The 26,637-nt window shown below is 61.6% G+C and carries 22 protein-coding genes, 2 tRNA genes and 3 rRNA genes; 10 read left to right on the plus strand and 17 right to left on the minus strand.

Annotated elements, in window-relative coordinates; all coding sequences use genetic code 11:
* The 4 genes from ubiU (at position 1) to U6115_RS21025 (ending at position 3,219) form a co-directional block, all read left to right on the plus strand.
* The gene (gene ubiU, locus U6115_RS21010; protein ID WP_043573275.1) at positions 1 to 1,017 is read left to right on the plus strand and encodes a ubiquinone anaerobic biosynthesis protein UbiU; all 1,017 of its coding nucleotides are present in this window, start codon (positions 1 to 3) and stop codon (positions 1,015 to 1,017) included.
* Between the two features lie 23 nt (positions 1,018 to 1,040).
* Positions 1,041 to 1,973 (plus strand): U32 family peptidase, encoded by a 933-nt coding sequence (locus tag U6115_RS21015; RefSeq protein WP_043573326.1) that lies wholly within the window; start codon positions 1,041 to 1,043, stop codon positions 1,971 to 1,973.
* Positions 1,960 to 2,388, plus strand: a complete 429-nt coding sequence (gene ubiT, locus U6115_RS21020; protein WP_043573272.1) for a ubiquinone anaerobic biosynthesis accessory factor UbiT — start codon at positions 1,960 to 1,962, stop codon at positions 2,386 to 2,388. Before U6115_RS21015 ends, ubiT begins: the two co-directional genes overlap by 14 nt.
* Positions 2,389 to 2,457: 69 nt before the next feature.
* Positions 2,458 to 3,219 carry a GGDEF domain-containing protein gene (locus U6115_RS21025; RefSeq protein WP_052257946.1) on the plus strand — a complete coding sequence of 254 codons (762 nt, stop codon included), beginning with the start codon at positions 2,458 to 2,460 and terminating at the stop codon, positions 3,217 to 3,219.
* 42 nt (positions 3,220 to 3,261) lie between these two features.
* Here U6115_RS21025 and U6115_RS21030 read toward each other — a convergent pair whose 3' ends face one another.
* A complete protein-coding gene (locus U6115_RS21030; RefSeq protein WP_043573269.1) occupies positions 3,262 to 4,227 on the minus strand; it encodes a LysR family transcriptional regulator in 966 nt (321 codons plus the stop codon).
* Between the two features lie 741 nt (positions 4,228 to 4,968).
* Here U6115_RS21030 and U6115_RS21035 point away from each other — a divergent pair.
* Positions 4,969 to 5,766: a LuxR family transcriptional regulator gene (locus U6115_RS21035; RefSeq protein WP_052257945.1), complete on the plus strand. Its 798-nt coding sequence runs from the start codon at positions 4,969 to 4,971 to the stop codon at positions 5,764 to 5,766.
* Here U6115_RS21035 and U6115_RS21040 read toward each other — a convergent pair.
* Positions 5,687 to 6,340: an acyl-homoserine-lactone synthase gene (locus tag U6115_RS21040; protein WP_047238289.1), complete on the minus strand. Its 654-nt coding sequence runs from the start codon at positions 6,338 to 6,340 to the stop codon at positions 5,687 to 5,689. The genes U6115_RS21035 and U6115_RS21040 overlap by 80 nt on opposite strands.
* Before the next feature lie 248 nt (positions 6,341 to 6,588).
* Between U6115_RS21040 and U6115_RS21045 the strand changes: the two genes are divergently transcribed.
* A complete protein-coding gene (locus U6115_RS21045) occupies positions 6,589 to 7,944 on the plus strand; it encodes an aldehyde dehydrogenase family protein (RefSeq protein WP_043579854.1) in 1,356 nt (451 codons plus the stop codon).
* Positions 7,945 to 7,991: 47 nt separating this feature from the next.
* Here the strand turns inward: U6115_RS21045 and U6115_RS21050 are convergent, their stop codons facing one another.
* The 4 genes from U6115_RS21050 to U6115_RS21065 are packed head-to-tail and all read right to left on the minus strand — an operon-like array spanning position 7,992 to position 11,393.
* Positions 7,992 to 9,437, minus strand: a complete 1,446-nt coding sequence (locus tag U6115_RS21050) for a hypothetical protein (protein WP_043579852.1) — start codon at positions 9,435 to 9,437, stop codon at positions 7,992 to 7,994.
* A 12-nt stretch (positions 9,438 to 9,449) separates the two neighbouring features.
* Positions 9,450 to 10,271 (minus strand): GNAT family N-acetyltransferase, encoded by an 822-nt coding sequence (locus U6115_RS21055; protein ID WP_076097961.1) that lies wholly within the window; start codon positions 10,269 to 10,271, stop codon positions 9,450 to 9,452.
* On the minus strand, positions 10,268 to 11,011 hold the full coding sequence (locus tag U6115_RS21060; protein WP_101527488.1) for a GNAT family N-acetyltransferase: 744 nt from the start codon (positions 11,009 to 11,011) through the stop codon (positions 10,268 to 10,270). The genes U6115_RS21055 and U6115_RS21060 overlap by 4 nt, the downstream gene beginning before the upstream one ends.
* Positions 11,001 to 11,393, minus strand: a complete 393-nt coding sequence (locus U6115_RS21065; RefSeq protein ID WP_043579848.1) for a rhodanese-like domain-containing protein — start codon at positions 11,391 to 11,393, stop codon at positions 11,001 to 11,003. The genes U6115_RS21060 and U6115_RS21065 overlap by 11 nt, the downstream gene beginning before the upstream one ends.
* Before the next feature lie 94 nt (positions 11,394 to 11,487).
* Between U6115_RS21065 and pdxR the strand changes: the two genes are divergently transcribed.
* Positions 11,488 to 12,942, plus strand: a complete 1,455-nt coding sequence (gene pdxR / locus U6115_RS21070; RefSeq protein WP_043579846.1) for a MocR-like pyridoxine biosynthesis transcription factor PdxR — start codon at positions 11,488 to 11,490, stop codon at positions 12,940 to 12,942.
* Entirely contained in the window at positions 12,939 to 13,445 is a 507-nt protein-coding gene (locus tag U6115_RS21075) for a 2-thiouracil desulfurase family protein (protein WP_043579845.1), read from the plus strand. The genes pdxR and U6115_RS21075 overlap by 4 nt, the downstream gene beginning before the upstream one ends.
* A 211-nt stretch (positions 13,446 to 13,656) precedes the next feature.
* Here U6115_RS21075 and rrf read toward each other — a convergent pair.
* The 5 genes from rrf to U6115_RS21100 form a co-directional block, all read right to left on the minus strand.
* Positions 13,657 to 13,771 (minus strand): 5S ribosomal RNA (gene rrf / locus U6115_RS21080).
* A 125-nt stretch (positions 13,772 to 13,896) separates the two neighbouring features.
* Positions 13,897 to 16,788: ribosomal RNA gene (locus tag U6115_RS21085) — 23S ribosomal RNA — on the minus strand.
* A gap of 282 nt (positions 16,789 to 17,070) precedes the next feature.
* Positions 17,071 to 17,146 (minus strand) — tRNA-Ala (locus tag U6115_RS21090).
* Positions 17,147 to 17,149: 3 nt separating this feature from the next.
* Positions 17,150 to 17,226: transfer RNA gene (locus U6115_RS21095), tRNA-Ile, on the minus strand.
* Positions 17,227 to 17,318: 92 nt separating this feature from the next.
* A 16S ribosomal RNA gene (locus U6115_RS21100) occupies positions 17,319 to 18,854 on the minus strand.
* Together the 16S, 23S and 5S rRNA genes with 2 tRNA genes alongside form the textbook arrangement of a ribosomal RNA operon.
* 355 nt (positions 18,855 to 19,209) lie before the next feature.
* Between U6115_RS21100 and U6115_RS21105 the strand changes: the two genes are divergently transcribed.
* Positions 19,210 to 19,890, plus strand: a complete 681-nt coding sequence (locus U6115_RS21105; RefSeq protein WP_047236487.1) for a pyrimidine 5'-nucleotidase — start codon at positions 19,210 to 19,212, stop codon at positions 19,888 to 19,890.
* A 79-nt stretch (positions 19,891 to 19,969) separates the two neighbouring features.
* On the opposite strand, the gene U6115_RS21110 is transcribed toward U6115_RS21105, so the two are convergent.
* The 6 genes from U6115_RS21110 to U6115_RS21135 all read right to left on the minus strand — a co-directional run bounded on the left by U6115_RS21110 (position 19,970) and on the right by U6115_RS21135 (position 25,007).
* Positions 19,970 to 21,034, minus strand: coding sequence for an ABC transporter substrate-binding protein (locus U6115_RS21110; protein ID WP_043579519.1), 1,065 nt, complete (start codon positions 21,032 to 21,034; stop codon positions 19,970 to 19,972).
* A 94-nt stretch (positions 21,035 to 21,128) separates the two neighbouring features.
* Positions 21,129 to 21,923, minus strand: coding sequence for an ABC transporter permease (locus U6115_RS21115; RefSeq protein WP_043579518.1), 795 nt, complete (start codon positions 21,921 to 21,923; stop codon positions 21,129 to 21,131).
* On the minus strand, positions 21,916 to 22,809 hold the full coding sequence (locus U6115_RS21120) for an ABC transporter permease (protein WP_172670362.1): 894 nt from the start codon (positions 22,807 to 22,809) through the stop codon (positions 21,916 to 21,918). Before U6115_RS21120 ends, U6115_RS21115 begins: the two co-directional genes overlap by 8 nt.
* A gap of 3 nt (positions 22,810 to 22,812) precedes the next feature.
* Positions 22,813 to 23,898, minus strand: coding sequence for an ABC transporter ATP-binding protein (locus U6115_RS21125; RefSeq protein WP_043579516.1), 1,086 nt, complete (start codon positions 23,896 to 23,898; stop codon positions 22,813 to 22,815).
* Positions 23,899 to 24,044: 146 nt separating this feature from the next.
* Positions 24,045 to 24,401, minus strand: coding sequence for a hypothetical protein (locus tag U6115_RS21130; protein WP_146008420.1), 357 nt, complete (start codon positions 24,399 to 24,401; stop codon positions 24,045 to 24,047).
* 15 nt (positions 24,402 to 24,416) lie between these two features.
* Positions 24,417 to 25,007, minus strand: a complete 591-nt coding sequence (locus U6115_RS21135) for an OmpW/AlkL family protein (RefSeq protein ID WP_043579514.1) — start codon at positions 25,005 to 25,007, stop codon at positions 24,417 to 24,419.
* A gap of 144 nt (positions 25,008 to 25,151) precedes the next feature.
* On the opposite strand from U6115_RS21135, the gene ubiD reads away from it, so the two are divergent.
* The gene (gene ubiD / locus U6115_RS21140; RefSeq protein ID WP_043579512.1) at positions 25,152 to 26,627 is read left to right on the plus strand and encodes a 4-hydroxy-3-polyprenylbenzoate decarboxylase; all 1,476 of its coding nucleotides are present in this window, start codon (positions 25,152 to 25,154) and stop codon (positions 26,625 to 26,627) included.
* The last annotated feature ends 10 nt before the right edge of the window (positions 26,628 to 26,637 follow it).

The raw sequence follows: 26,637 nt of genomic DNA on the forward strand, positions 1-26,637 counted from the left end.
ATGCCTGCCAGTCAGCGACTGCCGGAACTGGTGTGCCCGGCGGGCAGCCTGCCCGCGCTGAAGGCCGCCGTAGACAACGGCGCCGACACCGTGTATTTCGGCCTGAAGAACGATACCAACGCCCGCAACTTCGCCGGGCTCAACTTCGACGACCATACCGCCCGCATCGGCATCCGCTACGCGCGCGAGCGCGGCCGCCAGGTGCTGATGGCGATCAACACCTATGCGCAGGGCGGCGATATCAGCCGCTGGCAGCGCGCGGTGGACCAGGCCGCCGACCTGGGCGTCGACGCGGTGATCCTGGCCGACCTCGGCCTGCTGGACTACGCCCGCCGCCGCCATCCCGCGCTGCGCCTGCACCTGTCGGTGCAGGGCTCGGCCACCAATCACGAAGCCATCCGGCTGGCGCATGAGCTGTTCGGCATCCGCCGCGCGGTGCTGCCGCGCGTGCTGACGCTGGAACAGGTGCGCCAGGTGATCGCGCGCAGCGAGGTCGAAATCGAGGTGTTCGGCTTCGGCAGCCTGTGCGTGATGGTGGAAGGCCGCTGCCTGCTGTCCAGCTACGCCACCGGCGAGTCGCCCAATTCCCACGGTGTCTGCTCGCCGGCCAAATTCGTCGAATGGCGGCACACGCCGGCCAGTCTGGACGCCCGGCTGTCCGGCATCCTGATCGACCAGTACGGCCCGGACCAGCCTGCCGGCTACCCGACGCTGTGCAAGGGCCGCTTCGCGGTGCAGGGCGATACCTATTACGCGCTGGAAGAGCCCACCAGCCTGAACGTGCTGGCCATGCTGCCGCAACTGCTGGATGCCGGCGTGGCCGCCATCAAGGTGGAAGGCCGCCAACGCAGCCCGGCCTATGTCGCCCAGGTCACCCGCATCATGCGCGAGGCGCTGGACGCCGCCGGCCGCGAGCGCCAGCGCTTCACGCCGCAGCCGTCCTGGCAGCAGGGCCTGGCCAAGGTCGCCGAAGGGCGGCAGCAGACGCTGGGCGCCTACGACCGGCCATGGAAATGAGCGCACCCATCATGGAAACCGTCATGCCCCCCCTCCCGTTGAAACTCTCGCTCGGCCCGGTGCTGTTTTTCTGGAGCCGCGACGAGATCCTGCGCTTTTACGCCGAGGCCGCAGAATGGCCGCTGGACGCCATCTACCTGGGCGAAGTGGTGTGCGGCCGCCGCCAGCAGCTGCGCGGCCAGGACTGGATCGCGCTGGCCGCCGACCTCGCCGCCGCCGGCCATGAAGTGGTGCTGTCCTGCCAGGCGCTGATAGAGAGCGAATCCGACCTCAAGCGGCTGGCCAGATTGGCCGACAACGGCCAGCTCACGATCGAAGCCAACGACCTGGGCGCGGCGCGGCTGGCCAGCGAGCGCAAGCTGCCCTTCGTCGCCGGCCATCACCTCAATATCTACAACACCGACACGCTGGCGCTGATGCGCCGCCTGGGCGCCCGCCGCTGGCTGCCGCCGGTGGAAATGGGCCGCGACGCGCTGGCGGCCGTCCTGGCAGAAGCCGCGCGTCGGCAACTGGACATCGAAACCGAGGTGTTCGCCTGGGGCCGGCTGCCGCTGGCGCTGTCCTCGCGCTGCTTCACCGCCCGCCACTACAACCTCAACAAGGACGACTGCCGCTTCCGCTGCCTGGAACACCCGGACGGCCTGCGGCTAGCCACCCGCGACGGCCAGGGCTTTCTCGCCATCAACGGCACCCAGACGCTGTCCGACGGCTGCCAGGCGCTGCTGCCGCACCTCCCCGCCATGCCGCCCCTGGGCGTGGACCGGGTGCGGATCAGCCCGCAGGCGCAGGGAACCGCCGCGGTGGTCAGCGCCTTCCGCCGCATGCTGGACGGCCACGGCGACGCCGCGGCGTTGATGGCCGAACTGGCCCCGCAGGCCCCCGGCGCACCGGTGGACGGCTATTGGCGCGGCCTGGCCGGCATCCTTCCCCTGGAGACTTCCGATGCGCATCCCTGAACTGACCCTGCCCGCAGGCACCGCCGCCCTGCTGTCGCGGCTGCCCGCCGCGCCGCCCGCCTGGCTGCTGGCCGCCGGCCTCAACCAGCTGCTCCGGCGCGGCATCCTGCCTGCCGATATGGCGCTGCTGGCCGGCAAGCGTTTCCGCGTCCGGCTGGAAGACGCCGGGCTGCAGCTGGACTTCCGCGCCGATGGGGGGCGCTTTCACCCCAGTCGCGGCGAGCCCGACCTCAGCCTGGCCGCCAACTGTTGTGATTTCGCGCGCATGCTGCTGCGGGAAGAAGATCCAGACACCCTGTTTTTCCACCGCAAACTGCGCATCGAGGGCGACACCGAGCTGGGGCTGATCGTCAAAAACCTGCTGGACAGCATAGATTGGAGCCAGACCCCGCTGGCCGGCATGATGGCCAACTGAGGCCGCCGCTTGCCCCGGGCCGCCGGATGGACTAGCAAGAAGCAAGACCGGCATCAAAGTTGGGGCGCCATGAAGCACTGGCCGTTCAGCACGCGGCGGGTAAAGATCGAACTGGCCTGGGTCGTGCTTTTCAATCTGCTCAGCTTCCTGCTGTTCGTGCACTTCGAACTGTTCGACAAGCTGGACGACTGGTTCCACAGCCATCCGGACAGCGCGCTGGACGAAGTGCTGCTGGTGGGATTCACGCTGGCCATCTCCATGTCGGTGTTCGCCGCGCGTCGCCTGCGGGAGGCGCTCATCCTGCTCAAGGCGCTGCGCCGCCAGGCCGAGCGCGACGACATCACCGGCCTGGCCAACCGCCGCCGCGCCAACCAGATGCTGCAGCGGGAAACCGAGCGCAGCTATCGCTCCAACCGGCTGTATTCGGTGCTGCTGATCGACCTGGACCATTTCAAGAGCATCAACGACACCCACGGCCACCAGATAGGCGACGCGGTGCTGCAGCGCTTCGGCAAGGTGCTGCAGAAGCGGGCGCGCCAGCTGGACACCATTGCTCGCTGGGGCGGCGAGGAATTCATCGTGATCTGCCCGGAAACCGAGCAGCCCGGCGCGCTGACGCTGGCGGAAAGCATCCGCCAGCTGCTGAAGGAAACCGACTTCGCGCCGGTGCCGCAGGTCACCGCCAGCATAGGCGTGGCCACGCTGTCCGACGACGACACCCCCGACAGCCTGGTGCACCGCGCCGACATGTATCTTTACGCCGCCAAGCAGGCCGGCCGCAACCGGGTGGTCGGCGACGCCCAAACCGCCTCTGCGCCGCTGCAGGCATGAAAAAAGCCGGCGCAGGGCCGGCTTCGTCAGCTTGAGGTTGGTTCAGGCCACCGTCTGCAGCAGCGCGCTGCGCTTGGCCGACAAATCCAGGCCTGGCAGATCGGCCATGATGTCCGGATGATCGGCCAGCTTTTCCACCACGAAATCGACAAACACCCGCGTGCGCGGCGCGATGTGGTCGCGGTGCGGGAAGCAGATGTAGATCGACCGTTCCAGCGACACCATGTCGGTCAACACCGGCTCCAGTTCGCCACTGCGGATCAGGTGCACCACCTCGTGGCCGGGCAGCTGCGCCACCCCCATGCCCAGGCGGGCCAGCTCGGCCACCGCCTCCATGTCGTTCAGCGTATAAGTGCCGTTGACCTCCAGCGGGATGCGCTCGCCCTTGCGGTCGAACTCCCACTTGAACAGCCGGCCCGAAGTCGGAAACTGGAAGTTGATGCAGTCGTAGCCGCCCAACTCCTCCGGCGACGACGGCCGGCCGTGGCGGTCCCAATACTCCGGCGACGCCACCACGTATAGCGGCATCTGCGCCAGATTGCGCGCCACCATCCGGCTGTCCGGCATCATGCCGGTGCGCACGCCGACATCGTAGCCGTCCTCGATCAGGTCGCTGAAATGGTCGTCCAGGCCGAAGAACACCCTGACCTTGGGATAACGCTCGCAAAATTCGCCCATGATGGGGAGAATGAAGCGGCGGCCGAAGGAGTTCGGCATGCTGACCCGCAGATGGCCGGCCGGCTCGTCGCGGCTGGCCTTCAGCTGGTTGATCGCCGAGTCCAGATTGTTGACCGGGCCGCGGCATTGCGCGTAGAAACGGCGCCCGTCCTCGGTCAGCGTCAACTGCCGGGTGGTGCGATTGAACAGGCGGACTTCAAGCTCCTGTTCCAGGCGGGCAATGCTCTGGCTGATGGCGGCGGGCGAGACGCCGAGCTTGCGCGCGGCGTCCGAGAAGCTGCCGTTTTCGGCCGTGGTCATGAAGACCATGAGTGCTTTTAAGGTATCCATAAGCGGGGCGATTCCTGAACTGGCGTGTATGCCTGCGCGTATCCGGGCATGGCCGGAGGGCGGCAAGCACAACCGTCCGCAGAATTATATGTATTTTCTTTAAAAAGATTACATCAATTCTGTACAGTATTAAAGGATATATTTAAACAAACCGTGATCAAAAACTCCGGTCGCACCATCTGCAAATCCCACATCCCCGGTCCGCCATCCGATCTGTCGCGCAGACCGGCCTCAGACCCTGCTTTATCGATATTTTATGCGATGCAATTATGCGCTTTTAAGCGTTTGCTTGCCAGAATTTATTAGCCTTTGCTTACAATTTATGCCAGTTGCGTTGCACGGCATGCGACAATAATGGAAATTGCACTGAATAAGCGCGTTTGCAGCCCCTCATCTGGAACAAAGTTCAACATCTGAAATCACAATCACAACGGCTCGCGGCTTCTCAGCCGCGGCCCCGCAACCTGTCCCCAGATGCCTCTTCCAGGCCGAAACTCATCCAAAAAGTCAAATCATTTACTCCATTCGCATGTTTCCATTTGTAACGGATGAATTTATGACAAATAAAATGATGAATTATCAGTAATTTTCCTAGGATTTTTACGGCTGCAAGTTTGGTATACTCAATGACGAAAAAAAACAACAATTCAAATGACTTCTGATGAGCCCGGTCTTACATGCAAGGAGCATGTAAGCTACTATCTGCGTGTGTAAACCCACAAGACCAAGGAAGACTCGCTCATGGTGATCTCGAAACCCATCAACGCAAGACCGCTCCCGGCCGGCCTGACCGCGTCGCAGCAATGGACTTTGCTGGAGTGGATCCACATGGCCGGTCACATCGAGACCGAGAACGAACTCAAGGCCTTCCTTGATCAGGTGTTGTCCCAAGCCCCTTCCGAGCGGCTGCTGCTGGCCTTGGGCCGCCTCAACAACCAGAACCAGATCCAGCGGCTGGAACGCGTGCTGAACGTCAGCTACCCCAGCGACTGGCTGGACCAGTACATGAAGGAAAACTACGCCCAGCATGACCCGATACTGCGAATCCATCTCGGCCAGGGACCGGTCATGTGGGAAGAACGCTTCAACCGCGCGAAAGGCGCCGAGGAAAAGCGCTTCATCGCCGAAGCCACCCAAAACGGCATGGGCAGCGGTATCACCTTCAGCGCCGCGTCGGAACGCAACAACATCGGCAGCATCCTGTCCATCGCCGGACGCGAGCCCGGCCGCAACGCCGCGCTGGTCGCCATGCTCAACTGCCTGACGCCCCATCTGCACCAGGCGGCGATCCGCGTCGCCAACCTGCCGCCGGCCTCGCCCAGCAACATGCCGCTATCCCAGCGCGAATACGACATTTTCCACTGGATGAGCCGCGGCAAAACCAACTGGGAAATCGCCACCATCCTGGACATCAGCGAAAGGACGGTGAAGTTTCACGTCGCCAACGTGATACGCAAGCTCAATGCGAATAATCGTACTCACGCCATTGTGCTGGGCATGCATCTGGCAATGCCACCCTCGACCGTAGCGAACGAATGACCTCGCCGCGGATCTGGCCCCAGTCGAAATAGCCGGCCATGGACAGCACTCCGCCGTCAAGCGGTCGCGGGACCCCCACGGGCCGGATGGGGAAACCAAGCGCGACCAGCCGGCGGTACATAGACGGCTCTACCACGAAATACATCCAGCGGATCTCGTTCCACTCCGCCCATTGCCACAAGCTGAGATACAGCAATCGGGAAGCGGAAGCGGTCAGTTTCCTGCCCAGCGTTTCCGTGTCCACCGCGAAACGCGAGATCTCCGCGCTTGCCCCCCCTTTGTACAAAATCTCGTCCGGCACCAATAGCCTGGAAAAGTCCTTTTCCAACATATAACGCTCGGTTCCCGGAGTAAACCTGACCGACCCCACCACCTGGCCATCCAGGCAGATCGCCAGATTATCGGAAATGGCGTCGTATTCATCCCTATCCAAGCCATTGCCGCACACCGGCAGCCAACGCAGATTCTCCCGGAAAATCTTGTGTCTGAACGCCAGCAGGTCGAGCATCGTGCTTTCGTCTTCGACCCGGTCCAACACCAAACCATCCAATTGCAACGAGTAGAACTTTTTCACTCAAGCCTCCTAATTTTGGTTGTCCGTCAGGCAGGAGCAAATGTAAAACTAGTACGAAAGAACTGAATCTGTCCTATCGGACAGTTATTGCCCTATTAAATAAATCTATAAATATTAAATTTGCCAAAATATCCCCCTAGTGATTCCGCTCTCTAGCCGGCCGATGCCGCAGCAGGCGTAAATCCCCCGCAATGGCTGTCCCGCAGCGTTTTTTTTGTTACATTTAGTTCTTTGCCTACGGCAGGGCCATGACCGCCTTCACTAGCTGCAATCCCGCCACCGGAGAAGTCTCCTTCACCCGCCCCGCCTGGAGCGAAACCACCCTGGCACACAGCCAGGCCGCGCTGCGCCGGGCCCAGCAAACTTGGGCGCGCATGACGGTGGACCAGCGCGCCGACCAACTGCTGCACTTCGCCGACCGGCTATCGCTCCAGCGCGAGGCCCTGGCCGAGCTCGTCACCCAGGAAGTGGGCAAGCGCACGCCCGAGTGCCTGGCTGAAATCGACAAGTCCGTGCAATTAGTGCGTTATTACGCCGAATTGGCGCCATCTTTGCTCAAGTCCCAGCTGATTCCCACCCAGGCCAGCCGCAGCGGCGTGGCGTTTGAGCCGCTGGGGCTGGTGCTTGCCGTGATGCCGTGGAACTACCCGGTATGGCAGGTATTGCGCTTCGCGATTCCCGCGCTGATGGCCGGCAATGCCTGCCTGGTCAAACCCGCCCCCTCGGTGCCGCAATGCAGCCAGCTGTTGCTGGATATCGCGCGCGAAGCCGGCCTGTCGGTGCTGGAGATGGCCTGGATTGAACCAGACCTGGTGGAAGAGGCGATACGCGGCTGCGATGCCGTCGCCTTCACCGGCTCCACCCACACCGGCCGCGTCATCGCCGCGCTGGCAGGCAAGCATCTGAAGAAAACCGTGCTGGAACTGGGCGGCAGCAATCCTTTCATCGTGCTGGCCGACGCCGATATCGCCGCCGCCGCGCGCGATGCCGCCAACTCCCGTTTCCGCGACGCAGGCCAGAGCTGCAACGCCGCCAAGCGGATGATCGTGGTGCCGGAAGTCGCCGAAGCGTTTGTCGAAGCCTTCTGCGCCGCAGCCGCCCAACTCCGCGCCGGCGATCCGCACGACCCCGCCACCACGCTGTCGCCGCTGACCCGCGCCGACCTTCGCGAAGCGCTGCACGCGCAGGTGTTGGATGCCTGCGCGCATGGGGCGGAACTGAAACTAGGCGGCCAGATGCCGCATACCCCGGGCTTCTTCTACCCGGCCACGGTGCTAGACCATGTCAACCCATCCTGCCGCGTCTATCACGAGGAAGTCTTCGGTCCGGTGGCCAGCATTCTGCGCGCCCGCGACGAAGCCGATGCGCTGCGCCTGGCCAACGACACGCCTTTCGGCCTGGGCGCCAGCATCTACAGCGCCGACAGCGAGCGCGCCTGGCAATTGGCCCGCCAGATAGAAGCCGGCAGCGTATTCATCAACCGCCACACCAGTTCGGACCTGCGCCTGCCATTCGGCGGCGTCAAGGCCTCAGGCTATGGCCGGGAATTGTCCGAATTCGGCCTATATGAATTCGTCAACGTGAAAACCTACTGGCAGAAATAGCCGGCAAGAAAAAAAGGGGCTCAAGGCCCCTTTTTCATATGCTGCCGCTAGTGCAGCCGCGCCACGTTTTGCGACAGCGGCACGCCGGCCTCGCGCAGGCAGTCGGACAAATCCTTCCAGCTGGCGTCACGGTCCGGCGCCACATCGGGCACCAGCAGCCACGGCACCCGCGCCGCGATCTCTTCGCTGCCCTTCACCCGCAGCGCCACTTCGTAGCCCTGGATTTCCGGCTGGTATTCGGCCACCGCCTCCAGCTTGTCTATGCCGCCCTGGCTGGTGGCCAGCAAGGCCGCCGACACGCCCAGGCGCTTGCGGTTCCACGCGTGCATGCCGCTGGCCAAGGCATCCCACCACGGCAGCGGCGCGAACAGCTCGGCCTCGCCGTATTCCATTTCGGCGGCGATCGCCTGCTGCACCAGCGGCATCGACGCGTCCAGCGCCTTGCGCGCCAAGCGCCGCGCCCGGTCCGGCGGCAGCGCGCCGCGCTCCACCAGGAAGGGAATCCAGGCCATCACCAATTGCGGCTCGCTGGTCTTGCGCGCAGCCTCGTAGGTGGCGCGCGAAGCTTCGGGATTCAGCGGCGCGAAATCGCAGCCGGCATCCATGATGGGCGCCAGTTGCACCATGTCCTGGCAGGCGCGCTCATTGAGCATGTCCACGGTGAACAAGGTGGGCGAAATCCACAATATCGATTTCTCCGGCACTTCCAGCGCGTCGGCCAGCGCCACCTCCAGCTGCTCCAGCCGCGGGAAATGCCACCACACGCCGCCTTGGCTGCGCGAAAACGCGAACGGCAGCGCCCACAGCTCGAACGACACCACGGTGCCATCCTGGCGGATCACCTCGGGGAAGGCCACCGCGTCGCGCGCGCTGTCCACCAGCAGCTGGCGCGCAGCCGGCTCGGCCAGCAAGGAAAGCTGCGCCTCGGTGAACACCGCCTGGTCGCCGGCCATCAAGGCCATCTGCACCGCGGCGGCCAATTGCATGCCTTCCATCGGCTTGCCCACCGCCTGGCGCGCCTTGTCCACCAACTGGCTGATAGCCTGCTGGCGCTCGGCCGGCGGCAAGGGCTTGGTCGGGCCGGTGCGCATCTCGCGCGGCTCCGGGCCGGCGGCGTCGCGCTCGGCGTAAGCCTTGTGCAGCTTCTGGTAGGTCCGCATCGCCTCGTCGCAGATTTCCTGCAACTCACCGACGCTGGGCTCGATCTCGCCATAGAAATTGAAATCGAACAGGCGCAAGCGCAGATTGCAGACATAGACGGTCAGGTTCTCCGCCTCATCGAACAATACCGCGCTCGCCAGGCCGTCGCGTTCGCGGCCGGGGAAGTCGGTATCGTCATTGCCCACCAGCCTGCAGATGAAGGCGGGGGACTCGGTATGCACCAGGTACTCGGCGCCTTCCAACCCTTGCTCATCGACGGCGTCGCCGAAAATGAAGCGGTTGGGCAGGAAAGGCTCTCCCCGGATACGGGCATTGCGCGGCAAAGATTTCATCAGGCGACACTATCAACGGTTACAGGCACCCATTGTAGCGCCGCCCACCGCCGGCATGAAGCCCGCGGCGCGATTTCGCTCCTGCATTGCAACAATCTGCGCCAGAGTGCAACGTTGCGCGCCGCCGCCGTCAAAATTGTCCTCCCGCAGCCAGGCCGCCAGCGCCGCCCGACGCGCCGGCCATTCCTGGTCGATGATGGAAAAACAGGCGGCGTCGCGGTTGCGCCCCTTAGCCACCCGCCGCTGCCGCCACAAGGCCTCAAACGTGAAGCCCAGCCGCAGGGCCGCGCGCAGCGAAGCCTGGTTCTGCGCGTCGCAGCGCCATTCGCAACGGCGATAGCCCAGTTCGAAAACATGCCGCAGCATCAGGTAGATCGCCTCGGTCGCCAGCCGGCTGCGCCGCAGGCGCGCGGAGAAATGCAAGCCGCCCAGCTCGATGCAGCCATCCGCCGGCGCGATGCCGAGAAAACCGGCCAGGCCAAGCGCCTGCCCATCCCCCGCATCGACAATCGCGTAGTAACGGGCGTCGACGCGCGCCGGCTGCCCGCGCAGCCAGGCCAGCCAATCCTCGAGGCAGGCGAACGGCCCCTGGTTCAGATAGGTCCAGCCGGCCGCCTCCTCGCTCCGGCACAAGGCATCGAACAAATCCCGGCCATGGCGCGCCGCATCCAGCGGCGCCAGCCGGCAGTAACGGCCAGCCAGGGTGCCGCCCGGCAGAGGCGCGGCGCCCGCCCAATCCGGCAGCGGCAAGCCAACCGCCTGCCCCAGCGCATTCCGCTTCCGGGCTGCCGACAGCTCCCGCCACTCGGCCCGCGGCCAGGCCTGCGCGTTCATGCGCCGCCGCCAGCGGCGATGTCGGCCAAAGACTGACGCTGCCGGCCCTGCTCATCGAAATTGTCCGCAGCCAGCCAACGCTCCAGCGCCTGTCGCCGCGCCGGCCATTCGTGGTCCAGGATGGAGAACCAGGCGGTATCGCGATTGCGGCCCTTATTGGTCCGCGCCTGGCGGAACAGCCCCTCGAAAGTGAAGCCCAGCCGCAGGGCGGCCTGGATAGACGGCTCGTTCTGCGCGTCGCACTTCCATTCGTAGCGGCGGTAGCCGAGCGCGAACGCTTCGCGCATCATCAGATACATCGCCTCGGTCGCTTGCCGGCTGCGCTGCAGCCGCGGCGAGAAATTGAGAAACCCCACCTCGATGCAGCCATCGGCCGGGGCGATGCGCAGATAGCTGGCCAGGCCCACCGCCACGCCGTCGGCCTGATCGACGATGGCGTAAAACTGCGGATCGTCGCGTTCGACGTTGTCGCCCAGCCACGCCAGCCAGTCCTCGAAGACCAAGAATGGTCCATGGCCAAGATAAGTCCAGTTGGCGCCGCCCGGCATCTGGTGCAAGGCATCGAACAACTGGCCGGCATGCTTGGCCGCATCCAGCGGCTCCACCCGGCAGCAAGCGCCGGCCAGCGTGCGCCGCGGCGGATGCAAGGCGCCATCCCAGCCAGGCACCGGCAAACCCACCGACTGCCCCAGCGCATTGAGCTCGGCCGGCTGCATCAATTGGCGCGCATCAGCAAGCATCGCACACCTCCTTGCCGCAACCGGCGTCCCGGGTTGTGGCGTAGCCGTCCCGTTTCCACCAGTCCAGCCCGCCCTGCAGCTCCTTCACCTTGAAGCCCAGTTGCGACAGCTTCAGCGCGCCCTTGGTGGAGCCATTGCAGCCGATGCCGTCGCAGAAAGCCACCAGCGTCGCATCGCGCGGCAGATCGGCGCAGCTCTCCTCAGTCATCAGGCGGTGCGGGCGGCTGAGCGCGCCGGGTATCGTTTCCTCGGCATGCGCGCCGGCGCTGCGGGTATCGATCAGCACCAAGGATGGATCGCCGCTGGCCAGCGCCTGCGCCACGTCGGCGGCATCGATCTCATACGCCAGCTTGGCGGCGTAAAACGCTTGTTGGCTCAACATGCTGCGGTCTCCTTTTCCAGATAGCAATGCTGATATGCTACGGAGAAAGTCATCATCCAAACAGCTCCACTTTCATTCACTGGATAGAACCACTTTGAACTCCGCCTGGATCTGCGAGTACCTGCAGCCTCGCTTGCGCCGCGATGGCGGCGACCATCTGGCGCGCCAGCTCTATCGGCTGCTGCGCGAACTGATACGCCAGCGCAAACTGGCCAGCGGCAGCGCGCTGCCGGCAAGCCGGGCGCTGGCCGCCGATCTGGCGATCGGCCGCAATACCGTACTGGCAGCCTACGATCAGCTGGCCGCCGAAGGTTATCTGGAAAGCCGCCATGGCTCAGGCACCTATGTCGGCCAAGCCTTCAGCGCCGCTGCCATTCCTCTCGCGCAGCCCCGCACTCAAATGAGGCAACTATCGGCGCGCGGCCAACGCCTAGCCGAAGCCAGCCGGCTGCCCACCGGCCGCCTGGGCGCCTTCGTGCCCGGCCTGCCGGAACTGGAGCAGTTTCCGCATCGGCAATGGCGGCAATGCCTAAGCCGGCGGCAAAAACAGGCGCCGCTGGAATGGCTGCATTACCAGCATCAGGGCGGCTTGCCCCAGTTGCGCCGCGTCCTGAGTCAATACCTGCACCTGACCCGCTCGGTCAACTGCAGCCCGGAGCAGCTGGTGATCACCTCAGGCGCGCAAAACGCTTTGACCCTTTTAGCCCAATTGCTGGCCGAGCCCGGCGACACCGCCTGGCTGGAAGAGCCCGGCTACACCGGCGCGCAGGCCGCCATGCAGGCGGCGGCGCTGCGCTGCCAGCCGGTGCCGGTTGACCCACAGGGAATGGTGCTGGATAGCGCCGCGCCGCCGCCGCGGCTGATCTACGTCACCCCCTCGCATCAATATCCGACCGGCGCGGTGATGAGCCTGCCGCGCCGGCTGGAGTTGCTGGCGCTGGCGGCCCGCCACGACAGCTGGATCATCGAAGACGATTACGACAGCGAATTCTGCTACACCTCCGCGCCGCTGGCCGCGCTGCAAGGGCTGGATCAGGACAAGCGGGTGATCTATGTCGGCACCTTCAGCAAGGTGATGTTTCCCGGCCTGAAGCTCGCCTATCTGGTGTTGCCGCCGGAGCTGGTCGACCCGTACCGGCGCTGCCAGGCCAGACTGCAGGGCGAAAGCAATTATCTGCAGCAGGCCGCCGTCGCCGATTTCATCGAGCAAGGCCACTTCGCGCGCCACATCCGCAATATGCGCGAACTCTATCTGCGCCGGCAGCAGCTGCTGCGCCTCGCGCTGCAACAGCATCTGGGCGAGGCGTTGCCTCTGCATGGCGGCGAAGCCGGCATGCACCTGTTGGCGGATCTGCCACGGGGGTTCGACGAATGGGAATTGCAGCAGGCGGCGGCGGAACAACAGCTATGGCTGCGGCCGCTGGCGCGCCACTTCCTGGAAATGCCCGACCGCAACGGCCTGGTGCTGGGCTATGCCGGCATCGCCGACCACACCATCCACCCGGCCGTGCGCCAATTGGCAGCGTTATTGGAGACAAGACTGAAATGAAAAAACCGCGCCTGCTGGTCAGCGCCTGCCTGCTGGGGCAGCCAGTCCGTTACGATGGCCAGGCCAAAGCCATGGCCCCCTCCGACTGGGAAGCCCTGCGCCAGCGCTTCGAGATCGTCCCGGCCTGTCCCGAGTGCCTGGGCGGCCTGCCGACACCACGGCCACCGGCCGAAATCCGTCATGGCGATGGCACCGCGGTGTTGCAAGGGCTCGCCAGCGTTCAGACCCGACAGGGCCAGGATGTCAGCCAGGCTTTCGTAAACGGCGCTCGACGCGCGCTGGAGATCGCGCGCCGACAAGGCTGCCAAGCCGCCCTCCTCAAAGCCAACAGCCCATCCTGCGGCAACCTTCAGATCTATGATGGCAGCTTTGCCGCCGTACTAAGCGACGGCCAAGGCGTGGCCGCCAGCCTGCTGGAACAGCACGGCATCCGCGTCTGGAACGAAACCCAAATGGGAGACTTGCTCGCATGGCAGGCAGGCGGCTCTCTTTCCGCGCCCTGAAGTCCTCCGAACCACCTCCCAACACAAGCCCGCCAGGCGCCTGGCGGGCAGCGGGATGCGCCCCCTCGCGGGGACTGGCGGATGGGCAGCGGCGACGGACGGTCGCCGCGCGGGTTCGGGGAGGGGGCGGCAAGGCCGAAACGGCGCCGCCCGGCGGGCGGGGCAGAAACGCAGAAACCCCAGCTCATCGAGCTGGGGTTCTGTATGGGGCGTCTGGCGGTGTCCTACTTTCACATGGCGAATGCCACACTATCATCGGCGCTAAGGCGTTTCACGGTCCTGTTCGGGATGGGAAGGCGTGGGACCACCTCGCTATGGCCACCAGACATAAACTGTACAAACTTAAAGAAGCCCGAACCCGTCTCTCAGACAGATTCGCATATATTCGGTATTTGACGTACGTCGCACATCCACTCTCTTGTGTCTCAGTTTCCCAAGCCACTCAAATGATAGGATCAAGCCTCACGAGCAATTAGTATCGGTTAGCTTCACGCCTCACAGCGCTTCCACACCCGACCTATCAACGTCCTGGTCTCGAACGACTCTTCAGGGAGGTCAAGCCTCCAGGGAAGTCTCATCTTCAGGCAAGTTTCCCGCTTAGATGCTTTCAGCGGTTATCTCTTCCGAACTTAGCTACCCGGCGATGCCACTGGCGTGACAACCGGTACACCAGAGGTTCGTCCACTCCGGTCCTCTCGTACTAGGAGCAGCCCCCGTCAAACTTCCAACGCCCACTGCAGATAGGGACCAAACTGTCTCACGACGTTTTGAACCCAGCTCACGTACCACTTTAAATGGCGAACAGCCATACCCTTGGGACCGGCTACAGCCCCAGGATGTGATGAGCCGACATCGAGGTGCCAAACACCGCCGTCGATGTGAACTCTTGGGCGGTATCAGCCTGTTATCCCCGGAGTACCTTTTATCCGTTGAGCGATGGCCCTTCCATTCAGAACCACCGGATCACTATGTCCTGCTTTCGCACCTGCTCGACTTGTCGGTCTCGCAGTTAAGCTACCTTTTGCCATTGCACTATCAGCACGATTTCCGACCGTACCTAGGTAACCTTCGAACTCCTCCGTTACACTTTGGGAGGAGACCGCCCCAGTCAAACTGCCTACCATGCACTGTCCCCAATCCGGATCACGGACCAAGGTTAGAACCTCAAAGGGGTCAGGGTGGTATTTCAAGGTCGGCTCCACCAGAACTAGCGTCCTGGCTTCAAAGCCTCCCACCTATCCTACACAAACCACTTCAAAGTCCAATGCAAAGCTACAGTAAAGGTTCACGGGGTCTTTCCGTCTAGCAGCGGGTAGATTGCATCTTCACAAACACTTCAACTTCGCTGAGTCTCAGGAGGAGACAGTGTGGCCATCGTTACGCCATTCGTGCGGGTCGGAACTTACCCGACAAGGAATTTCGCTACCTTAGGACCGTTATAGTTACGGCCGCCGTTTACTGGGGCTTCGATCAAGAGCTTGCACCCCATCACTTAACCTTCCAGCACCGGGCAGGCGTCACACCGTATACGTCCACTTTCGTGTTGGCACAGTGCTGTGTTTTTGTTAAACAGTCGCAGCCACCGATTCTCTGCGACCTGTCAAAGCTTCGGACGCGAAGTCCTACACCTCAACAGGCATACCTTCTCCCGAAGTTACGGTATCAATTTGCCGAGTTCCTTCTCCTGAGTTCTCTCAAGCGCCTTAGAATTCTCATCCTGCCCACCTGTGTCGGTTTGCGGTACGGTTCTTGTGCAGCTGAAGCTTAGTGGCTTTTCCTGGAAGCGTGGTATCAGTCACTTCAGGTCCGTAGACCCTCGTTATCACGTCTCGGCGTTAAAGAAGAGCGGATTTGCCTACTCTTCACGCCTACCGGCTTGAACAGACTATTCCAACAGTCTGCTGACCTAACCTTCTCCGTCCCCACATCGCACTGCACAAAAGTACGGGAATTTTAACCCGTTTCCCATCGACTACGCTTTTCAGCCTCGCCTTAGGGGCCGACTCACCCTACGCCGATGAACGTTGCGTAGGAAACCTTGGGCTTTCGGCGAGCGGGCTTTTCACCCGCTTTATCGCTACTCATGTCAGCATTCGCACTTCTGATATCTCCAGCATCCCTTACGAGACACCTTCACAGACCTACAGAACGCTCCCCTACCACGGACGCTTACGCGCCCATCCGCAGCTTCGGTTATCAGTTTGAGCCCCGTTACATCTTCCGCGCAGGACGACTCGACCAGTGAGCTATTACGCTTTCTTTAAATGATGGCTGCTTCTAAGCCAACATCCTGGCTGTCTATGCCTTCCCACTTCGTTTACCACTTAACTGATCATTTGGGACCTTAGCTGGCGGTCTGGGTTGTTTCCCTCTTGACGATGGACGTTAGCACCCACCGTCTGTCTCCCATGCTTGCACTTTCCGGTATTCAGAGTTTGCCATGGTTTGGTAAATCGCAATGACCCCCTAGCCATAACAGTGCTTTACCCCCGGAAGTGATACATGAGGCACTACCTAAATAGTTTTCGGGGAGAACCAGCTATCTCCGAGTTTGTTTAGCCTTTCACCCCTATCCACAGCTCATCCCCTAGTTTTGCAACACTAGTGGGTTCGGACCTCCAGTGCGTGTTACCGCACCTTCATCCTGGCCATGGATAGATCACTCGGTTTCGGGTCTACGCCCAGCAACTAAAGCGCCCTATTCGGACTCGGTTTCCCTACGCCTCCCCTATTCGGTTAAGCTTGCTACTGAACGTAAGTCGCTGACCCATTATACAAAAGGTACGCAGTCACGGAACAAGTCCGCTCCCACTGTTTGTATGCATCCGGTTTCAGGTTCTATTTCACTCCCCTCCCGGGGTTCTTTTCGCCTTTCCCTCACGGTACTGGTTCACTATCGGTCGATCACGAGTATTTAGCCTTGGAGGATGGTCCCCCCATATTCAGACAGGATTTCGCGTGTCCCGCCCTACTTCTCGTATGCTTAGTACCAAGAATGCGTTTTCGTGTACGGGGCTATCACCCACTACGGCGGTCCTTTCCATGAACCTTCCACTAACGCAATCTCTATCACATACAGGCTGTTCCGCGTTCGCTCGCCACTACTTACGGAATCTCGGTTGATTTCTTTTCCTTCAGCTACTTAGATGTTTCAGTTCGCTGAGTTCGCTTCCTCTGACCTATGTATTCAGTCAGGGATGACCCCTAAGGGCCGGGTTTCCCCATTCGGATATCGCGGGATCAAAGCTCTATTGCCAGCTCCCCCGCGCTTTTCGCAGGCTTACACGTCCTTCATCGCCTGTGATCGCCAAGGCATCCACCAGATGCACTTAGTCGCTTGACCCTATCATTTCAGCAGCCTAAGCCACTAAAACAACAAGTGTGTTTGTGCGACGACTGCACCGCCCCTTTTGATATGGCGACGCAGCCTTTGATACAATCAAATACCCAAGATGACGATTCATTCAACGAAAGACTTAACTCTCGCTGTTTGTTTCGCCGTCTTAATATATTCGGCTTCTTCAGTTTGTTAAAGATCGGGCGTATTGCTGAGCAGCTTTCGCTGCACGCGAACAACGCAAACAGAATCAAACTCGATCAAGTTCGTTTTTGTTTGCACTGTAAGTGGTGGAGGATGACGGGATCGAACCGACGACCCCCTGCTTGCAAAGCAGGTGCTCTCCCAACTGAGCTAATCCCCCAACTGGTGGGTCTGGTAGGACTCGAACCTACGACCCCTGCGTTATCAACACAGTGCTCTAACCAGCTGAGCTACAAACCCAGTCAACTTCTCAGCACTGAATCTCTTCGATCCAGCTGCCCTTAACGCGAATAACCGATAGGCTGTAAGTGCTTGGCGATCGCCTTCTCTAGAAAGGAGGTGATCCAGCCGCAGGTTCCCCTACGGCTACCTTGTTACGACTTCACCCCAGTCATGAATCCCACCGTGGTAAGCGGCCTCCTTGCGGTTAGCCTACCCACTTCTGGTGAAACTCACTCCCATGGTGTGACGGGCGGTGTGTACAAGACCCGGGAACGTATTCACCGCAGCATGCTGATCTGCGATTACTAGCGATTCCGACTTCACGCACTCGAGTTGCAGAGTGCGATCCGGACTACGATCGGTTTTATGAGATTGGCACCACCTCGCGGCTTAGCGACCCTCTGTACCGACCATTGTATGACGTGTGAAGCCCTGCTCATAAGGGCCATGAGGACTTGACGTCATCCCCACCTTCCTCCGGTTTGTCACCGGCAGTCTCATTAGAGTGCCCAACTAAATGATGGCAACTAATGACAAGGGTTGCGCTCGTTGCGGGACTTAACCCAACATCTCACGACACGAGCTGACGACAGCCATGCAGCACCTGTGTTACGGCTCCCTTTCGGGCACCAAGATATCTCTACCAAGTTCCGTACATGTCAAGAGCAGGTAAGGTTTTTCGCGTTGCATCGAATTAATCCACATCATCCACCGCTTGTGCGGGTCCCCGTCAATTCCTTTGAGTTTTAACCTTGCGGCCGTACTCCCCAGGCGGTCAATTTCACGCGTTAGCTACGCTACCAAGGATTCAAACCCCCAACAGCTAATTGACATCGTTTAGGGCGTGGACTACCAGGGTATCTAATCCTGTTTGCTCCCCACGCTTTCGTGCATGAGCGTCAGTGTCATCCCAGGGGGCTGCCTTCGCCATCGGTATTCCTCCGCATCTCTACGCATTTCACTGCTACACGCGGAATTCTACCCCCCTCTGACGCACTCTAGTCTTGCAGTCTCCAATGCCGTTCCCAGGTTGAGCCCGGGGCTTTCACATCAGACTTGCAAAACCGCCTGCGCACGCTTTACGCCCAGTAATTCCGATTAACGCTTGCACCCTACGTATTACCGCGGCTGCTGGCACGTAGTTAGCCGGTGCTTATTCTTCCGGTACTGTCATCCCCGCCAGGTATTAACCAGCGGGATTTCCTCCCGAACAAAAGTCCTTTACAACCCGAAGGCCTTCTTCAGACACGCGGCATGGCTGGATCAGGCTTGCGCCCATTGTCCAAAATTCCCCACTGCTGCCTCCCGTAGGAGTCTGGGCCGTGTCTCAGTCCCAGTGTGGCGGATCATCCTCTCAGACCCGCTACTGATCGTCGCCTTGGTGAGCTCTTACCTCACCAACTAGCTAATCAGACATCGGCTGCTCGTATAACGTGAGGCCTTACGGTCCCCCACTTTCCCCCTCAGGGCGTATGCGGTATTAATCCGGCTTTCGCCGAGCTATCCCCCATTACACGGTACATTCCGATGCGTTACTCACCCGTTCGCCACTCGTCAGCGGTGCAAGCACCCTGTTACCGTTCGACTTGCATGTGTAAAGCATGCCGCCAGCGTTCAATCTGAGCCAGGATCAAACTCTTCAGTTCAATCTCATAGCAAATTTTCTGGCACGCAAGTTCAAAGAAATAAACAAGTATCTCTTGTCTCTTGCAGTGCAAGTTTTTGGCTTTCGCCAAACACTTACACCTATCGGTTATTCTGTCTGTTAAAGAGCGATGCCGATCGCTGCGTCGCCATCAGCGGAACCGTTTCGTTTCCGCTGTTTCGTTCGCTGCGTCAGCTGAGGAGGCGAACTATACGCCCGGGACCCGCACCCGTCAACACCTTTCGCGACAAAAATTGAAAGATTTTCGGCGGAAATCGCTAAGTGGCTGATATGTAACAAAACCATAACTTCAGCAGGCCGCAAAAAGTCTCCCTCTGGCCCCCGAGCCGCCGGGAATGGATAATCTGCGTCCCACCTTCATCACCGCATGCAGTCCCAACGTGAACCATAAAACCTGGATTTTCGATCTCGACGACACCTTGCACCACGCCAGCGGCGGCATCTTCGACCACATCAACAAGCTGATGACCGAATACATGATGCGCCACCTCGGCGTGGGCGAAGAAGAAGCCTGCGCGCTGCGCTCGCGCTACTGGGCGCAGTACGGCGCCACCATGCACGGGCTGACTACCCACCACGGCATCGACCCGCAGCAGTTCCTGGTGGATACCCACCCGGTGGATGTGCTGGCTCAATGGCTGCAGTTTGAAGACCGGCTGGCCGACAGCCTGACGGCGCTGCCCGGCCGCAAGATCATCCTGTCCAACGGCCCCAACCATTACGTGGAAGGCATTTTGCAGCGAATGAGCATTCGCCATCATTTCGAATCGGTATACGGCGTCGACAATCTCAATTACGTGCCCAAGCCTCATGTAGACGCTTTCCATACGGTGCTGGCCCGCGAGGGGCTGCGCGCCGAGCATTGCATCATGGTGGAGGATTCGCTGCCCAATCTGCTGACCGCCAAGGAATTGGGCATGACGACGATCTGGGTCAGCAAGGAGCCGCGCCGGCCGGCGCATGTCGATTTCCGCATCGAGCGCATCAGCCAGTTGAAGCGGCTGCAATTGGGCTGAAACGCTCTATATAGATGCGGACGCGAAAAAGGCCGGGGATTCCCGGCCTTTTCTTTTGGCGCCACACGATAGAGTAAGCTTATTTCAGCTTGATCTCCGACCACACCTTGTTCAGTTCGCGGCGGTCCTTGGCGTTCAGGTCATGCAGCTGCTGCAGGCGCGGCAGATCGGTGGCGCTCGGGAAGATGGCCGGGATCTTGGTCAGCTCGGTCTTGACGAACTTGCCGGCGGCGGCGTTGGGGTTGCCGTTGCCCAGCTCGTTGGTCAGGCCGGCGGCGTTCTTGCCGTCCAACATGAAGTTGATGAACTTGTAGGCCAGGTCCTTGCGCGGCGCGTCCTTCAGCACCACGAAGTTATCCAGCGACAGCGTGTTGCCCTCTTTTTGCAGGCTGAAGTTCAGCGCGAAGTTGCGCTTGGCCTTCTTGGCGTCCTGCTGCGCCTGGAACATATCGTTGGAGTAGCCGAAGGCGACGTAGATGTTGCCGACAGTCAGCTCCTTGATGTACGACTGGTTGTTGAAGGCGGCCCAGTACGGCTTGGCCTTCAGGATCACGTCGCGCGCGGCTTTCCAGTCCGCCGGATTGGTGGAGTTGGCCGGCTTGCCCAGGTACATCAGCGCCGCGGACACCAGCTCGCGCTGTGAATCCAGCACGGTGACCTTGCCCTTGATCTTGGCCAGCAGCGCCGGATCGAAGATCAGCGCCCAGGTGTTGACCTTGTCGCCCAGGCCCAGCTGCTTCAGCTTGGTTTCGTTGTAGCCGATCAGGGTGGTGGTGAACGCGTACGGGGCGGAGTACTTGTTGCCCTTGTCGAAGAAGCTGTTCAGATAGCCCGGGTTCAGGTTCTTGAAGTTGGGCAGCTGCGTCTTGTCCAGCGGCTGGGCCTTGCCCTGCTTGATCAGCGCGTCCACCGCGAAGCCGGTGGGCACCACCATGTCGTAGCCCTTGGCGCCGGCGGCCAGCTTGGCCAGCATTTCTTCGTTGTCGCCGTAGTAGTCCTGCACCAGCTTGCACTTGCAGTAGGCTTCAAAGTTTTTGGCTGCCGCTTCGGACAAATAGTTGTTCCAGTTATAGAGATGCAGCTCATCGGCGGCGAACGCCTGGGTGGAGGCCGCCAGCGCCAGCATCGCGAGAATCTTCTTCATATTTTGCTTCCTTTGTATTGCACAGCATGGTGGTACTACGAGAAAGACCGGGCAGCGCCCCTCTGGACTGCCCAACCCCGTCTTGCCCCGCGTCTCAGCCGTTGGCGCGCAGCGCGCTGGGCGACACCCGGGAGGCGATGACGATCAGCGCCAGCGTCAGCAGCATCAGCAAGCTGGATACCGCGTTCACTTCCGGCGTCACCGCGATCTTGATCATCGAGTAGATCTCCAGCGGCAGCATGCTGGCGCCGGCGCCGGCGGTGAAGAAGGTGATCACGAAGTCGTCGATCGACAGCGTGAACGCCATCAAGGCGCCGGCGATGATGCCGGGCTTGATCACCGGCAGCGTGATCAGGCGGAAAGCCTGGAACGGGGGGGCGCCCAGATCGCGCGCCGCCTCCACCAGGCTGTCGTCCATGCCCTGCATCCGCGCACGCACCACGATGGCGACAAAGCCGATGCAGAAGGCGATGTGCGACAGCAGGATAGTGATGAAGCCCAGCTCCAGAATGCCGATCAGCTGGTTGACGATGACGAAGAAAATCACCAGCGACACGCCCATCAGCAATTCGGGGATGGCGATCGGCGTCAGCACCAGGAAGGGCAGCAGCCTCAGCTTGTAGCGATGCAGCGCGACGCCGGCCAGCGTGCCCAGAATGGTGGCGAAGAAGCTGGCGATGACGCCGATCAGCAGCGAGTTGCCGGCGGCGGTCAACATTTTCTGGTTATGGAACAGCTTGTCGTACCACTTCAGCGTGAAGCCCACCCACTCGGCGTTCAGGCGCGAATCGTTGAACGAGTACAGCACCACGATCACCAGCGGCAGGTACAGGAACAGGTAGGTGACGATAGCCGACGCCCACAGCCACTTCGATTGTTTCTTAGCCACGGCCCTTCCCCCTTCTGGCCACCACGGCCCCCAAGGCGGCGATCAGCAGCACGCCGCCGGTCAGCATGATCGACAGCACCGAGCCGAACGGCCAGTCGCGGGTATCCAGAATCTGCTGCTTGATCAGGTTGCCTATCATGATGGATTCGGTGCCGCCCAGGATGTCCGGGATGGCGAACATGCCCAGCGCCGGAATGAACACCAGCGCCGAGCCGGCGAACACGCCGGGCAGCGACTGCGGCCAGGTGACGCGCCAGAAGCGCTGCCAGGCGTTGGCGCCCAGGTCCTGCGCGGCGTCCAGCAGCGCCATGTCGTGCTTTTCCAGATTGGCGTACAGCGGCAGCACCATGAAGGGCAGATGCACGTAGACCAGGCCGACGATCACCGCGAACGAGGTGAACAGCAAGCGCACCGGCTCGAAGCCCAGCGAAGTGAGCACCAGGTTCAGCGCCTTGGTGAACGCCGACTGCGGGCCGAGGATGATCATCCAGGCGTAGATGCGGATCAGGAAGTTGGACCAGAACGGCAGGATCACCAGCAGCAGCATCAGGTCGCGGTATTTCTTGCCGGAGCGCGCGATCAGCCAGGCCAGCGGATAAGCCATCACCAGGCACACCGCGGTGGTGATGGCGGCGTAGCCGGCCGATTTGACGAACAGCTCCAGGTACAGCGGCTCCTCCACCAGGCGGTGGAAGTTGTCCAGCGTCAGCTGCCAGACACGCTGGCCGTCCTCGATGGTGAACAGGGGCGCCAGGCCGCCGTAGTCGCCGGGCTGGCGGAAAGCGGCCACCAGCATGATCAGCGACGGAATCAGAAAGAACAATACCAAGTACAGCAAGGGGGGCCAGGATAGCGCCCACTTGCCGAAACGATCACGGATGGCCATCGCTTACTCCGTCAGGAAGCTGCCGGCGTCGAAGCGCCAGGCGATTTCGACGATGTCGCCGTCGTCGAAGAACTTGGCGACGCCGGGGATGTTGTTGGCCTGCATCGCCTCGATACGCACGCCGTCGGCCACTTCCACCACGTAGAGGGTGACGTCGCCCAGGTACAGGCAATCATGCACGCGGCCCTTCAGATGCGCCTCGTCCGGCTGCGCGGCCAGCGACTTGTCCAGCCGCACCTTCTCCGGCCGCAGCGCCAGCCAGCCCTGCTGGCCGGGCTTGACGCCGTCGACCGCCAGGCACTTCACCTCGCCGCAGCCCTTGATGTCCACCGTCATCGCGCCGCCGTCCAGCGACTTGACCGTGGACTCCAGCACATTGCACTGGCCGAGGAAGTCGGCGACGAAACGATTCTTCGGGTAGCTGTACAGCTGCTCCGGCGCATCCAATTGCTCCACCTGGCCGTGGCTCATCACCGCGATGCGGTGCGACAGCGCCAGCGCCTCGCCCTGGTCATGAGTGACGTAGACGAAGGTGATGCCCACTTCCTTCTGCAGATTGATCAGTTCGATCTGCATCTCCTCGCGCAGCTTGGCGTCGAGCGCCGACAGCGGCTCATCCAGCAGCAGCAGGCGCGGGCGGTCCACCAGCGCGCGGGCGATGGCCACGCGCTGGCGCTGGCCGCCGGACATTTCGTGCGGGTAGCGGCTGCCGAACGGCGTCAGGCGCACGTCGGCCAGAAGCTTGTCCACTTGCGCCTCGATCTTCGCCTTGTCCCACTTGGCCATTTTCAAGGGGAAGGCGATGTTCTCGCGCACCGTCATGTGCGGGAACAGCGCGTAGCTCTGGAACACGGTATGCACCGGGCGCTTCTCCGGCGCCACCTGCGACATGTCCTGGCCATCCAGCAGAATCTGGCCGGCGTCCGGCTGTTCGAAGCCGGCCAGCATGCGCAGCAAGGTGGTCTTGCCGCAACCGGACGGCCCCAGCAGGGTGAAGAACTCGCCCGCCTGGACCGACAGGCTGACGTCGTTGACCGCCGTGTAGTCGCCGAAGCGTTTGACCACGTTTTTGATTTCAAGGAGAGCCATTGATCTTCCCCACCACGAAAAAGGGCGCCAGTTTAACAAAAAAACAATTTCCGGGTCCGCTGAAATCCCTTGTAAATTCAAGACCTCAGCGCATTTTCCCACCTAGCCGCGCCAAGCTGGCAAGCCATCTGGATAAGTTGCTCTTTTCAATGAAAAAAACGTTTATGGACAAGGGCTGGCGCGGTGAAAAATATCAGGACTGTCATTGTTGCAAATGATGTATTTTGACAACAAGCTTGTCCCAGCACGGCTTTTCCGGCGCCGAAAGCTGCTTTTGCGGCGGCCTTCGGCGCCATGGCATGGCGCGATAGCCGCGCTTTGGCGCAGGCTGCTGCCCTCGCGCCCTGCAGGATCGACCGCCGCCGCCGGGAAAAATTCACCTTTTGCCGCATTATGACGGCATCAAGCGCGGCGGTCATCGCCAGCGCCATGCCAAAGCCATCAAATGCCGGAATCCCGACCGCCGGCAAAAGAAAAAGGCGCCTCGCGGCGCCTTTTTGCACGATGGAACGTCTCGTTCAGAACTTGGTGCCTACACCCACGCCGAACACCCACGGGTCGACATGCAGCGTGCCCAGCTTGACGTTGCCGGCGCTGACGTCGGTCTGCACCCACAGCTTCTTCACGTCGAAGTTGACGAACCAGCTCTTGTTGATCGCGATGTCCGCGCCGGCTTGCAGCGCCGGGCCGAAGCTGTTCTTCTTCACGGTGATCGCGCCGTTGGCCAGCCCGTCATTGTAGAAACGGGTGTAGTTGAGGCCGGCGCCGACGTACGGACGGAAAGTCGCTTCCGGCGCGAAGTGGTATTGCACGGTCACGGTCGGCGGCAGCACCGACACCTTGCCGATATCGACGCCGTTATTGGTGATCTTGTGGCGCGAAGTGCCCAGGATCAGCTCGGCGCCGATATTGTTGGTGATCATATAGGTGAAATCCAGCTCCGGCGCGGCGGACGATTTGGCGTCCACATGGGTGCCGGCCGCGCCGTTGCTCCAGCTGGCGGACGGGTCCACGTCGATCACGCGGAAGCGGGCCAGAATGTCGCCCTGGGCGGCAAAAGCGCTGGCGGAAATCATGCCGATCGCGGCGGCGAGAGCGAGCTTCTTCATTTTCTGTTCTCCAATGGGGCTGAAAAAACAGCCGTGCGGCCTGCCGGCGTTGACAGCGAACCCTGCCGGCAGTAGCGTGCGGCGTTCGAAGGCAGATTATCCAAGCCCCCTCTTCCACACTTTGCGCCAGATCATGAAAAAATCATGAAATATGCCGATCTACGGGAATTCATCGCCCAACTTGAACAAAAACAGCTGCTGAAGCGCATCGCCTCGCCGGTATCCCCTCATCTGGAAATGACGGAAATCGGCGACCGCGTGCTGAAGGCCGGCGGCCCCGCGCTGCTGTTCGAACAGCCGCGCAGCCCGGACCGGGGCTATGACTTCCCGGTGCTGGCCAATCTGTTCGGCACGCCGGAGCGCGTGGCGATGGGCATGGGCGCCAGCGAGGTGATGCAGCTCAGGGAGATAGGCAAAACGCTGGCCTACCTGAAAGAGCCGGAGCCGCCGAAGGGCCTGAAAGACGCCTGGGACAAGCTGCCGTTGTTGAAGCAGGTATTGTCGATGGCGCCGAAGGAAGTGAAAAAGGCGCCGTGCCAGGACATCGTCTGGGAAGGCGACGCGGTCGATCTGGGAAAGCTGCCGATCCAGCACTGCTGGCCCGGCGACGTCGCGCCCTTGATCACCTGGGGCCTCACCGTCACCCGCGGCCCGAACAAGAAACGGCAGAACCTGGGCATCTACCGCCAGCAGGTGATAGGCAAGAACCGCGTGATCATGCGCTGGCTGGCCCACCGCGGCGGCGCGCTGGACTACCGCGAATTCCGCCAGCAGAACCCGGACCAGCCTTACCCGGTGGCGGTGGTGCTGGGCTGCGATCCGGCGACGATACTGGGCGCGGTGACGCCGGTGCCGGACACGCTGTCCGAATACCAGTTCGCCGGCCTGTTGCGCGGCAGCCGCACCGAGCTGGTCAAATGCATCGGCTCCTACCTGCAAGTGCCGGCGCGCGCCGAAATCGTGCTGGAAGGCCACATCCACCCGAACGATATGGCGATGGAAGGCCCGTACGGCGACCACACCGGCTATTACAACGAGCAGGACAGCTTCCCGGTGCTGACCATAGACCGCATCACGATGCGCGAGAATGCCATCTACCACAGCACCTACACCGGCAAGCCGCCTGACGAGCCGGCGATCCTGGGCGTGGCGCTGAACGAGGTGTTCGTGCCCATCCTGCAAAAGCAGTTTCCGGAGATCGTCGATTTCTACCTGCCGCCGGAAGGCTGCAGCTACCGGATGGCCATCATCAGCATCAAGAAGCAGTACCCCGGCCACGCCAAGCGGGTGATGATGGGCTGCTGGAGCTTCCTGCGCCAGTTCATGTACACCAAGTTCATCGTGGTGGTGGACGACGACGTCGACACCCGCGACTGGAAGGAAGTGATCTGGGCGATCACCACCCGGATGGACCCGGTGCGCGACACCACGCTGATCGACAACACGCCGATCGACTACCTGGACTTCGCCAGCCCGATTTCCGGCCTGGGCGGCAAAATGGGCCTGGACGCCACCAACAAGCTGCCGGGCGAGACCAATCGCGAATGGGGCACCCCTATCGTGATGGACGCCGCCACCCGCCAGCGCGTCGACGCCATCTGGAGCGAACTGGGGCTGTAAGCGCCGTGCC

Origin of the sequence: Chromobacterium subtsugae (assembly GCF_035919665.1) — a bacterium.
Lineage (GTDB): Bacteria > Pseudomonadota > Gammaproteobacteria > Burkholderiales > Chromobacteriaceae > Chromobacterium > Chromobacterium subtsugae.

Coding starts and splice junctions, on each gene's coding strand:
- ubiU (WP_043573275.1), top strand. CDS start 1: ATGCCTGCCAGTCAGCGACTGCCGGAACTGGTGTGCCCGGCGGGCAGC.
- U6115_RS21015 (WP_043573326.1), top strand. CDS start 1,041: ATGCCCCCCCTCCCGTTGAAACTCTCGCTCGGCCCGGTGCTGTTTTTC.
- ubiT (WP_043573272.1), top strand. CDS start 1,960: ATGCGCATCCCTGAACTGACCCTGCCCGCAGGCACCGCCGCCCTGCTG.
- U6115_RS21025 (WP_052257946.1), top strand. CDS start 2,458: ATGAAGCACTGGCCGTTCAGCACGCGGCGGGTAAAGATCGAACTGGCC.
- U6115_RS21030 (WP_043573269.1), bottom strand. CDS start 4,227: ATGGATACCTTAAAAGCACTCATGGTCTTCATGACCACGGCCGAAAAC.
- U6115_RS21035 (WP_052257945.1), top strand. CDS start 4,969: ATGGTGATCTCGAAACCCATCAACGCAAGACCGCTCCCGGCCGGCCTG.
- U6115_RS21045 (WP_043579854.1), top strand. CDS start 6,589: ATGACCGCCTTCACTAGCTGCAATCCCGCCACCGGAGAAGTCTCCTTC.
- U6115_RS21050 (WP_043579852.1), bottom strand. CDS start 9,437: ATGAAATCTTTGCCGCGCAATGCCCGTATCCGGGGAGAGCCTTTCCTG.
- U6115_RS21055 (WP_076097961.1), bottom strand. CDS start 10,271: ATGAACGCGCAGGCCTGGCCGCGGGCCGAGTGGCGGGAGCTGTCGGCA.
- U6115_RS21060 (WP_101527488.1), bottom strand. CDS start 11,011: ATGCTTGCTGATGCGCGCCAATTGATGCAGCCGGCCGAGCTCAATGCG.
- U6115_RS21065 (WP_043579848.1), bottom strand. CDS start 11,393: ATGTTGAGCCAACAAGCGTTTTACGCCGCCAAGCTGGCGTATGAGATC.
- U6115_RS21075 (WP_043579845.1), top strand. CDS start 12,939: ATGAAAAAACCGCGCCTGCTGGTCAGCGCCTGCCTGCTGGGGCAGCCA.
- U6115_RS21105 (WP_047236487.1), top strand. CDS start 19,210: ATGGATAATCTGCGTCCCACCTTCATCACCGCATGCAGTCCCAACGTG.
- U6115_RS21110 (WP_043579519.1), bottom strand. CDS start 21,034: ATGAAGAAGATTCTCGCGATGCTGGCGCTGGCGGCCTCCACCCAGGCG.
- U6115_RS21120 (WP_172670362.1), bottom strand. CDS start 22,809: ATGGCCATCCGTGATCGTTTCGGCAAGTGGGCGCTATCCTGGCCCCCC.
- U6115_RS21125 (WP_043579516.1), bottom strand. CDS start 23,898: ATGGCTCTCCTTGAAATCAAAAACGTGGTCAAACGCTTCGGCGACTAC.
- U6115_RS21135 (WP_043579514.1), bottom strand. CDS start 25,007: ATGAAGAAGCTCGCTCTCGCCGCCGCGATCGGCATGATTTCCGCCAGC.
- ubiD (WP_043579512.1), top strand. CDS start 25,152: ATGAAATATGCCGATCTACGGGAATTCATCGCCCAACTTGAACAAAAA.